Source organism: Microcystis sp. M109S1 (assembly GCF_020247025.1).
In the GTDB taxonomy this organism is placed as follows: Bacteria; Cyanobacteriota; Cyanobacteriia; order Cyanobacteriales; family Microcystaceae; genus Microcystis.
The window spans coordinates 1-10,276 of record NZ_JADBRW010000416.1 but is presented as its reverse complement, the minus strand read 5'-3'; the positions used below and the strand labels follow the sequence as shown (position 1 = coordinate 10,276).

8 protein-coding genes and 1 pseudogene are annotated in these 10,276 nt (G+C 42.9%); 6 read left to right on the top strand and 3 right to left on the bottom strand.

Annotation, left to right across the window (positions count from 1 at the left end; translation table 11 throughout):
- Window positions 1–241: 241 nt before the first annotated feature.
- The 3 genes and pseudogenes from IM322_RS20330 to IM322_RS20320 form a co-directional block, all read left to right on the top strand.
- Window positions 242–1,211, top strand: a pseudogene (locus IM322_RS20330) (RNA-guided endonuclease InsQ/TnpB family protein); the annotation flags it as partial.
- 219 nt (window positions 1,212–1,430) lie between these two features.
- Complete coding sequence (locus IM322_RS20325) at window positions 1,431–2,012, top strand: DUF1997 domain-containing protein (RefSeq protein ID WP_287676334.1); 582 nt, start codon at window positions 1,431–1,433, stop codon at window positions 2,010–2,012.
- Window positions 2,013–2,020: 8 nt separating this feature from the next.
- A complete protein-coding gene (locus IM322_RS20320) occupies window positions 2,021–2,371 on the top strand; it encodes a Rieske (2Fe-2S) protein (RefSeq protein WP_002798923.1) in 351 nt (116 codons plus the stop codon).
- A gap of 688 nt (window positions 2,372–3,059) precedes the next feature.
- Here the strand turns inward: IM322_RS20320 and IM322_RS20315 are convergent.
- The 3 genes from IM322_RS20315 to IM322_RS20305 form a co-directional block, all read right to left on the bottom strand.
- Window positions 3,060–3,872, bottom strand: coding sequence for a DUF362 domain-containing protein (locus IM322_RS20315; RefSeq protein WP_287675712.1), 813 nt, complete (start codon window positions 3,870–3,872; stop codon window positions 3,060–3,062).
- A 15-nt stretch (window positions 3,873–3,887) separates the two neighbouring features.
- Complete coding sequence (dusA, locus tag IM322_RS20310; protein WP_287675715.1) at window positions 3,888–4,883, bottom strand: tRNA dihydrouridine(20/20a) synthase DusA; 996 nt, start codon at window positions 4,881–4,883, stop codon at window positions 3,888–3,890.
- A 162-nt stretch (window positions 4,884–5,045) separates the two neighbouring features.
- Window positions 5,046–6,410 carry a collagen-like protein gene (locus tag IM322_RS20305; RefSeq protein WP_287675714.1) on the bottom strand — a complete coding sequence of 455 codons (1,365 nt, stop codon included), beginning with the start codon at window positions 6,408–6,410 and terminating at the stop codon, window positions 5,046–5,048.
- 206 nt (window positions 6,411–6,616) lie between these two features.
- Between IM322_RS20305 and IM322_RS20300 the strand changes: the two genes are divergently transcribed.
- From IM322_RS20300 to IM322_RS20290, 3 genes are all read left to right on the top strand, one after another.
- Window positions 6,617–7,906, top strand: coding sequence for a glucose-1-phosphate adenylyltransferase (locus IM322_RS20300; protein WP_287675711.1), 1,290 nt, complete (start codon window positions 6,617–6,619; stop codon window positions 7,904–7,906).
- A 1,064-nt stretch (window positions 7,907–8,970) separates the two neighbouring features.
- A complete protein-coding gene (locus IM322_RS20295) occupies window positions 8,971–9,318 on the top strand; it encodes a hypothetical protein (protein ID WP_287675710.1) in 348 nt (115 codons plus the stop codon).
- 161 nt (window positions 9,319–9,479) lie between these two features.
- Entirely contained in the window at window positions 9,480–9,827 is a 348-nt protein-coding gene (locus IM322_RS20290) for a hypothetical protein (protein WP_287675709.1), read from the top strand.
- Window positions 9,828–10,276: the final 449 nt, after the last annotated feature.

The window sequence follows — 10,276 nt, the reverse complement described above, 5'->3', positions numbered from 1 at the left end:
TTAGCTTAACCAGTAAATTACTATGGTCCCAGGGATGGCATCAAGTAAAACTATTCTCTGGTCTTAATAGTATCACAACAGAGGTGGTCGGAATACTCATCCATTTTGGTCAAGGTCATGACTCAAAAGAAGGAGGAAAAATGATAGAAGCAATTCCTGTAAATGGAGTTGGCGTAATGGATAGAGGATTGGCTTCTAATCAAAGAATCACCGAATTATTAGAGAGTAGTGACAAGCATTTTTTTTCGATAACTGTAAGAAGCGCACCGCCCGCGCCGAATCGAATTCGGCGAGCGGACGTAGCAAGAAGGATTTGGCGAAAAAAGGCTATCCTAAATTCAAAAAGTTCTCAAGGTCTGTAGAGTACAAAACTTCTGGTTGGAAACTAACAGAAGACAAAAAGTTTATCCACATCACGGATAAAACAGGGATAGGGAAATTAAAGCTAATCGGCACTTTTAACCGTGAGATTCTCGATAAATCCACTATCAAAAGAGTCAGGCTTATTAAACGAGCCGATGGCTTTTATTGTCAATTTGTCTTAGACATTGAGAGAGTAGAAACCTTTGAATCTACAGGAAAAGAAGTAGGGATTGATTTAGGTTTAAACCATTTCTTAACTGACTCTAATGGGGATAAAATTGATAACCCACGGTTTCTTCGTAAGTCGGAAAAAAGACTAAAAAAGGCTCAACGTAAGCTCTCAAAAAAGAAAAAGGGAAGTCAGAAAAGGTTAAAACAGAAATCTAAAGTAGCTCGCCTTCATCTAAAAGTTTCTAGACAACGTAAAGATTTTGCCGTCAAGACAGCAAAAGCGTTAATCCGGTCTAACGATTTGGTAGTCTATGAGGAATTGAAGGTATCTAATATGGTGAAAAATCCTAAGCTTGCTAAATCTATTTCAGATGCGAGTTGGTCAATGTTCACCGATTGGTTAGACTACTTTGGGAAAATACACGGGAAGTTTGTGGTAGCGGTGAACCCACAATATACTAGCCAACAATGTTCTAGTTGTGGTAATATTGTCAAGAAAACATTATCTGTAAGAACTCATGTTTGTTCTTGTGGGTGTGTCTTGGATAGAGATGAAAACGCCGCTATAAACATTCTCGCACGGGCAAATACTGTCGGGCGGACAGAAATTCAAGCCCTCGGACAGGCCGACCCACTGTCTATTAGGTGAAAGCTTAGTAGATAAGGTAACTGGATGAACAGGGAATCCCGAAGCGCTTAGTGCGATGGGAGCGTCAATTAAAACCCCCCACTGATAACTGATAACTGATCGCTGATCACTGAAAAAAGCCTAACTTTGGGCAAAAATCTGGTTTATGTCCCCTCTTAGCGGTAAAATTTCTACATCTGGACTGTCGAAAAGTGTAAGTTTTGTCAAGTAAAATTAAGAAGGGAGACAAATTTAAGATAGCCAACTTATGGAAGTAACTTTTACCGCTGCCGAATCCCTAGAAATTGTTGTTGCCGAACAAACCATCCCGATTCAGCATTATCTGCGCCAACCGCAAAGATTAGTACAGGCTATCGTTGAGACTAGCTTAACTGAACACTTGTCTGAGAATCGGTTTTGCCTAAAAATGCGTCCCCTAAACTTCTTGAATATGTACTATTTTCAGCCCACGGTTATTCTTAATGTCTGGGCCACCTCTGAGGGGACAATATTTTTGCAATCAGAAGACTGTCAGATCAAAGGTATTGATTATATCAACGATCGCTTTAGCCTCAATGTTAAAGGCAAACTCGCTCCTGTGGAAAAAAATAATCAAACCTATCTAGCGGGGAAAGCCAATCTTGAGGTGAAAGTTGCCCTACCACCGCCATTATGGTTAACCCCGCGTCCGCTGTTAGAAATCGCCGGCAATAGCCTCTTAAAAGGGGTTTTATTGCGGATTAAACAGCGTTTAATGAGTCAATTGTTGCAAGATTACCAACAATGGGCTAAACAGGACATTATTGCCCAAAATTACCCCGAAACCATTCTCGATCTCTCCCTTGGTTAAATAAAAATATGAGTTGGACAAAAGTATTATCTGTAGATTCCCTTGCCCCCGGCGCCCGTCAAGTGGTAAAAGTGGGGGACAGTTCCATTCTCTTGATTAACAATAACGGTCAATTCCACGCCGTCGGTAATCGTTGTCCTCATTTAAAATTATCGATGACGAAGGGCCAAATTACCGAGGATGGCGCGATCGTTTGTCCCTGGCATCGTAGTTCTTTTGATCTCTGTAGTGGTGCTGTCAAAGACTGGATTACCTGGCCCCCTGTGGTTAACAAAGCGATGGCGGCAGTTTCTCAACCCCAAGCTTTACCCGTTTATCCCCTTCGCATCGAAGACGGCAGCATCTGGATAGACGCTTGACATCCTCACCGAGGGGGGTTTTGGGCAACCTAAAGAGCAGTTGCTTTAACCGACAATGGGTTAATCTTTGAGAATGCCAAACGCACCTCGCTCGCTTCCTTGACATACCCCACGCCGTAAACGGACGTGGATTCTTCTAGCATCACTGCTGAGAATTTCTGGCTCAACGATGTGGACTTGAATTAGATTCCTGGCGAAATCCCACCCGGAGGTGGTTCTCTCCTCCGACTTTCGCGACCTTACAGAAGCCTGTTTTCGGGGGCCCCTACGATACAGTTCAAAACCTCTAAAATAATTGGTTTCTCTGGTACTTGACGCTTAGAGCTTTTACCTATAGGAGCATTCCCCTAGAGAACCCCATAACTCTAGTTTTCAAGGTGTGTTCATCTCTACGGTTGATGACTGGGTTTTTTAAGCGGTTGCTTACCCGGCCCCCTATTCTTAATATCATACATCCTATAAAGTCGCCCTAAAAGGGCGAGGCTTTCAACCCAATTTTTCGGTAAAAACCCAGTTATAGATTATTTCCCCCCGCTCCGGTGATCCCCACTCTCCTATACTTTTTAAACAGGATTTAGTATAAAATCCCGTCATGTCAGCCTAGGAGCGGAAGGCTTTGCAGTAGAAATAATAAGCCAGAGCTTATTTAATACAAGTGTTTGCCTATTTTAGCCAAGAATTATTAACTTTAATTGGTTCCGTTCAAAAGTTGAGAACGAAGCAAATCGATCGCCTCTAAATAACTCGGCATCGGTTCATCACCTAACAGACAAGCACTGCGATCCACGCTAATCATATCATCACCCCAAAACACTTGACCGAGAGGAATAGATTTTCCTCGATCCGGTCGCCAATTACTACTAAAATATTTGAGATTAGCGTCCACCACTGCCCCATCAAAAAGATGACCGATACAAAAATAAACATCCTGTAAAATTAGCGGTACGGAGGGGCGATGTAATTGCCCCCGCGAGTTAGGACTACGGGCCTTATAATGACTACGGGGAAAGAGTCCATAGAGATTTTTTAAAGAAGCAGAAATCAGGGGTTTATCCTTTAAATGGGTGCGTTTTAAGGTTCCAATCGTGATCCGACAATCCACTTCTTCGATAATTTTAGGGGCAAACATCGAGGAAAAACGGACAGGAAAAGGGGAAATATTCGGATATTCTTGCTGGGGTAAACTATCAGCATCAAGAATAGTTATGACCGGATCGAGAATAGATTTTACTCCCAAAATATCGATAATTTCTCTCAAAGAAATAGCCGAACATACTCCCTCTACCAAGATAATTTCTGCTCCGGGATTTACCCCTCTCAATCCCCGCAAAACTTGACTTAATACCGGCAGACTAACCGTTACCGGTGGTGGCATAGGATAACCTAAATTAGGTTTAATTAAAATACGTTTAGCTGTGATAGCTGCCGGGGGAGGTTGATAAACAAAATCCGCCATAGCTGAATTTTTTACCCCGGCAGTAATTGAGGATTGGGTAATCATAGAAAAGAAAATAAATCAAGGGTAATTTGAAAGATTAGCCAGATCATTGAGGGAGTTTACCTGCTGTAAAGCTTGCCAGATTACCCCGGAATCGGCCCCAGGAAAATGGCTATTTTCACTAATATAACGCTTCCATGCCTTAGTTCCGGGCTGACCGGCAAAAAGCTGTAAAAGATGTTTGCTGATCTGGTGTAATTTATAACCTTTACTCACCCATTCATCGATGTAGGGAAGCATTTTTTTGATTACTTCTTCCCGGGTAGGAGGAGTAACCGACTCCCCATAAAAATCTCGATCGACTGTGGCAAATAAATAGGGATTATCGTAGGCTGCCCGACCAATCATAACTGCATCTACTAATTGTAAATGTTGTCTAGCCTGTTCTAAATTAATGATACCGCCGTTAATTTCAATAAACAAATGGGGAAACTGATTTTTTAGTCGATAAACATCATCGTAACGTAAAGGGGGGACGGTGCGATTTTCCTTAGGACTTAATCCCTGTAACCAAGCTTTACGCGCATGGATGGTAAAACGTTGACAACCCGCATCCGCGACAATACGGACAAAATTCGCCATATTTTCGTAACTATCTTGATGATCAATGCCAATTCTCTGTTTTACAGTCACGGGAATCGATACAGCTTGATTCATTGCCGATATTCCCCTAGCGACTAATTCCGGGTTAGCCATCAAACAAGCGCCGAAATTGCCCTCTTTTACCCTGGAACTAGGACAACCCACATTGAGATTTACCTCGTCATAACCCATATCTTCGGCTATTTTAGCGCATTCTGCCAAAAGATAGGGATTATCACCCCCTAACTGCAAAGCTAGAGGTTTTTCTGCTAGGGAGAACCCCAGCAACTTATAGCGATCGCCGTGTTTAATCGCCATCGTCGTGATCATTTCCGTGTAGAGAAGGGGACGACGGCTAATTTGTCGCCAAAAATAGCGAAAATGGCGATCGGTATAATCCATCATCGGCGCCACACTTAAAATATTGCCCATCTTTCCCTTTAACATTGGTTCTAAACTATCGGGACATTCTCTGGGGAAACCCACAGAATAACCAGTCTTCCTCCCAAGATATTTTAAAGCCTTTTAGTAAGTTGACTATCTAAATTACTCGTTAAGACTGCACTGGAGAAAAGAGAAGGGAGCTTTTTTGACTTACCTCCGTGGGATATTTGCCCCTTTAATCGTGTCGCGAATGACGAGTTTTTGTTCTTTGGAATAACCGGCAAAAGAACGAGTAGCAAGTAACTCAATTTCTATCCCCGTACCCGATCGCAAAGATTCCACAGGTAAGGGTAATTGACCGATATCGAGAATAAATTGATTGCCCTCCTGTCGGATCAAATTAGCGGGCATATCTCCTTCATAGCGAGTGACAAAATCGGTTCTGGGACTGGTTTGTAGGTCTTCTGCTTGCCAACGAGTGACGCGATAACGCACTTTAAATTTAGTGCCGATTAAATTCGATTGGGAAGCTTTATCTTCGAGAAAAAGCCTTAAATCAGTACCATTTCCTGTAATACCTTTTGCTTCTAATTGGGTGACATCTCGTTCAAAAACAGCATTATAAACGACAAATTCCGTAACATTATTGCGTTTTTGAGTGGTTCCCTCGATCCAGAGGTCACTGGGGACAGTTACCTTCATTTCCTTTTGATCATCGAGGGTTAAAGTAAAACGCTGATTAGTAAACCGGTTAAACTCTTGGGGCGCATTCCAAATTAAAATAAAAGAACGTTCCGATCGATCTACTAAAATCCGATATTGATCATCGATCAGGGAACCGGGGGCAAATAAAGACACTGCCCCGGTGCGAGTTTCCCAACTATTTTTAGATAGAATATAACCCCGTTCTTTTAACTCCGAAAGGGGAACAGTTGCGCTCGGTTGATCGGCAGTTAAAGGGCGATCGATTTGAATTAAAGTTAACTGTCCTAAACGACCCTCGCGACCGTTACGACCACTATTACCCGTCGCCCCATCGAGACCATCCTGACAGCTAAATTCTCTGGTGGTACAGCTATAATTGGCATCACCCGGCCTACCGCTGCAGGTTTGAATTGTCCAGAAGGGTTGGGAACAGCGACAACCCTTGCCCCCCTGGCCTCCCTGACCCCCAAAACCCCCAGCGCCTCCGGCCGCATTGACCGTTACTTGTCTTAAAAAATCTAAATTAGTGGCATAGAGGGTTAAAGCGCCGCCATTGCCCCCATCACCCCCATCACCCCCATTGCCACCGTTACCACCACCGGCCGCCTGGAGATTTCGTGTTACGTTGCCCGGTTGACCGCTACAGTTGCCATCGCTGCCATTGCTGCCATTTTCACCATCGACCCCTTTTTGTCCTGAAATATCGAGTTTTAGGGGAGAACCATCGAGAAAAAGGGTTAAACTATCACTATTTTTGCCTTGGCCGCCGACCTTGCCAACTTTCCCGCTTTGGCCCTGTTTACCGAAAGTCTGTACATCGGAACCTTGGGCTAACCAAAAACAGCGATCGCCCGTCACCGTGGCGGGCATTAGGTACGGTAAAGGGATAAAAAAGGTAAATATTAATGATTTAGCCCAAAAATTCATGATTTTAGCGAATTTATCCGCAAAGACTCCGATCAATTCCCTCTTGATGACTTTTAGATTTAGATTTTTGTTTCCCCTCTATCAATAAGGTGCGCTATCATCCTACACTTACTTTGAGAAGGAAACAGCCAATCGCGAGGGTTACGCGCGTGAAAAAAGTATTAGCTATTATCTTGGGTGGCGGGGCCGGAACTCGCCTTTATCCGTTAACGAAACTGCGGGCAAAACCTGCCGTCCCCCTAGCGGGAAAATATCGCTTAATCGATATTCCCGTCAGCAATTGTATTAACTCCCAGATTGACAAAATCTATGTGTTGACGCAATTTAATTCCGCTTCCCTCAATCGTCACCTCAATCGTACCTATAATTTTACGGGTTTTAGTGATGGTTTCGTGGAAGTTTTGGCCGCTCAACAAACCATGGAAAATCCTCAATGGTTCCAAGGCACGGCCGACGCGGTACGACAATATATCTGGACGATGAAGGATTGGGATATCGATGAATATCTAATTCTCTCGGGAGATCATCTCTATCGCATGGACTACAGCAAGTTCATCGAACGCCATCGGGAAACCAACGCCGATATCACTTTATCGGTGGTTCCCATCGATGAACGTCGCGCCTCCGCTTTTGGGGTGATGAAAATTAATGATTCGGGGCGAATTGTCGATTTTTATGAGAAACCCAAAGGGGCAGAATTGGCAAGAATGCGGGTAGATACGACGATTTTAGGCTTAAATCCTGACCAAGCCCGTCAAAATCCCTACATCGCCTCCATGGGAATTTATGTCTTTAAAAAGAATGTTTTAATCGATCTGCTCGATGCCAATAAAGAACAGACCGATTTCGGTAAGGAAATTATTCCCTCGGCGGCTAAAGACTACAATCTTCAGGCTTATTTATTTAAAGGTTACTGGGAAGATATCGGCACGATTGAAGCCTTTTATGAGTCTAATCTCGCCTTGACCCAACAACCAAATCCCGCCTTTAGTTTCTACGACGAAAAAGCCCCCATCTATACCCGTTCTCGCTATCTGCCACCGACAAAAATGCTCAATTGTACGGTGACAGAATCGATGATTTCTGAAGGTTGTATTCTCAAAGAATGTCGCATCCATCACTCGATTTTAGGTATTCGTAGTCGAGTCGGCAAAGACTGCACGATCGAGGATACAATGCTGATGGGATCGGACTTTTATGAGTCTTTCCCCGAACGGGAAAGTCTCGCCCGAAATGGCAAAGTTCCCATGGGTATCGGCCCTGGTTCGACTATTCGTCGGGCAATTGTGGACAAAAATGCTCGCATTGGTGCCAATGTTTTAATTGTTAACAAAGATCGTGTGGAAGAAGCTAATCGCGAAGATTTAGGTTTCTATGTTCGCAGCGGTATCGTGGTTATTTTCAAAAATGCCACTATTCCCGACGGGACGGTGATTTAATCTATCAGTTATCAGTTATCAGTTTTTCCATTTTTCTAGTTATTATCGCCTGGATCTAGCCCCAGACTGATAGGTGCATCTCACATTTGCAGAAATACTAACAATCAGGGTGAGCGCCTCTCAAACGCTATTGACAATGGGCCAATTTTGTGATCCGCCTGGGCCTTTCAAGTGATACTTGGACTTCCCCCCAAGAAAAGTAATGAAACCCTTACCCCAAGGTCGTCTTGGCGATTGATCGACTAGCCATTACTGGCTACAATCGACTCTGAAGCTTAACTGGAGAGTGTTTTGAGTGATCCCACCTATGCTTTCATTATCCAGCGATCGCTGGCTCCAGTCAAGACCTGCCATGGACACAGAACAAATAAACTGATACCTAAAAACCTTGCAAAGCAAGGTTTTTAGTTTTTTAAATACAAATGTCAAAAAAGTTCAGTGATACCAGTCAATCAGAATAGTTACGAACTCGACCCTCAAATATGTCTGAATCGTGGGTAGGCAACCCAGACAAAGTTCATTTTGTCAAGGATTGTTAAGATGCGCTTACCCTGTGCGGAAAGTGGGATAAGAAACGTGGATAGATACCTGTTAGGAATGCCAAGAACTTCAGCCATCGGTCGATAGACAGCTTCAACGAAAACGCTAATCTGCTTAACCCGAACTCAAGTTTGCTTACTGTCACCAACCCAAGAAGCCTTCCCTGCAGATGGACTGGGTTTTACCTCAATCTGCTTAACCCGAACTCAGGTTACCTTATTTTTGAAACCAAGGGTTATCGGTACGAGGGTACGGAAGAAAAAAAAGCGGGTGCGGAACGCTGGTGCAGGGCGGTTAACGCCGATGGTCGTTTCGGGACTTGGGAGTACAGGTTCTGTAAGTCGATGGAGGTGATCCAGGCGCTCGACGAGATCGCAGGGGCGATCGATTGAGCCGCCAATTCAAATCTGAATTGACGACTACGGGGATGAGGTTTTAAAGGTTTATGATCTCGAGTAGGGCGAACTGGCTCCGCCAGCGCCCCGATCGTCCCGCTGTCCGTTTAGTACCACAGGAGACACGCCATGAATAACAGACGTAAAAAAATCATTCCTTTCTTCCTTGTAAATATTGTTTTATCTTTTCTGTTTTTAGCGACTTTATTTTTGTTACCTCATCTCGTTTATCGATATTACAATGAGCTAGTATTAATCAATATTAACTGGACTTTAAATAAGCCTTTTGATCCTGATTCTATTAGCTTTTGGTTTATGTTATTTACGGCATCAATTTCGACTGGTATTTTGACGAGTTTAAACATAATTTGGATACGAAATTTTTGGGGTGTTTTTGCATTGTATTTTTTAGCCAGCCTCTGTCTAGTTTTGCTTGTAAGTTATTTTAATCTTGAAAAAAAACTAGGCATAAGCTAAACGGCTTTTACTTCGGATCACCGATATAGACTCCAAAAGGGTTATAGCTATTGGATCATGCAGGTTAAGCGCCGTTTAGCTTAGTCCTAGCCCTTAATGATCAAACTCCACCTTCACCTATAGGGCTTGTTATCCGTAGTGTTTTTATACTTCCAGTTGCTGTGGGACCGGTCGTCTTTATATTTATAGCACTTTGTTATCATCTGTTCAATTCGATTTGTCCATCTTTCTTCACTCCTCAAATAGATGACACACAAGAAACTCCATCAATAACTACTGACAAAAGACTACAAAGAGGACAAGAAAGAGGACAAAAAGCTCTGGGAAAAAGAATACAGAGAGAATTAAATGAAACTAACGATTTAAAAGAATTTAGAAAATCATGGTGGAAAGCTTATCGCCGATTTAGTGAATTAACTTATGAGGAGAAATGTAGATTATATGAAGAACACCCGATGATTCACAGTGCTGAGGAGTATGCAAATAAAACTGTAGGCTATTGGCGCTGAATTTTAGGATAAGTATTCAGGCAAGTCTTGTAGGTTGGGTTGACGTAAGGAAACCCAACAAAAAGTTGTTGGGTTTCGCTTGTTCAAGAGAATTGAGACATTTTTTCCAAGTATTGTTTCGCTCAACCCAACCTACAGGCTACTTGCTCTTGCCTTTTGCCTATTTTCCCCTATTAGTTTTGCATAATATCTCCTGAAGAACCTTAAAAGAAGCCTAAATAGGGTCTGCTGAAAAAGTTTTTCCTGGGGGTAGGAGTCAGGAGTCAGGAGTCAGTAGCCGGTCGTTTCAGGCTTTGTTGCCCTTGTTTTTTTGTACCAATTGATGTACTATAAGAAGGATAATGCAAGGTTTTTGAAAGTCCCAATCCTATTTTCTTGCACTAACATCGGACTTTAACAGGTCAAAAGCTTTATTTTAAAAGGGTTTTACCATTATTCAGCAAGCCCTA

Bases quoted from the DNA above. Each gene is read 5' to 3' on its own strand.
- IM322_RS20305 (WP_287675714.1), bottom strand. From the start codon at position 6,410: ATGCCCGCCACGGTGACGGGCGATCGCTGTTTTTGGTTAGCCCAAGGT.
- IM322_RS20295 (WP_287675710.1), top strand. From the start codon at position 8,971: ATGAATAACAGACGTAAAAAAATCATTCCTTTCTTCCTTGTAAATATT.
- IM322_RS20320 (WP_002798923.1), top strand. From the start codon at position 2,021: ATGAGTTGGACAAAAGTATTATCTGTAGATTCCCTTGCCCCCGGCGCC.
- IM322_RS20325 (WP_287676334.1), top strand. From the start codon at position 1,431: ATGGAAGTAACTTTTACCGCTGCCGAATCCCTAGAAATTGTTGTTGCC.
- IM322_RS20315 (WP_287675712.1), bottom strand. From the start codon at position 3,872: ATGATTACCCAATCCTCAATTACTGCCGGGGTAAAAAATTCAGCTATG.
- dusA (WP_287675715.1), bottom strand. From the start codon at position 4,883: ATGGGCAATATTTTAAGTGTGGCGCCGATGATGGATTATACCGATCGC.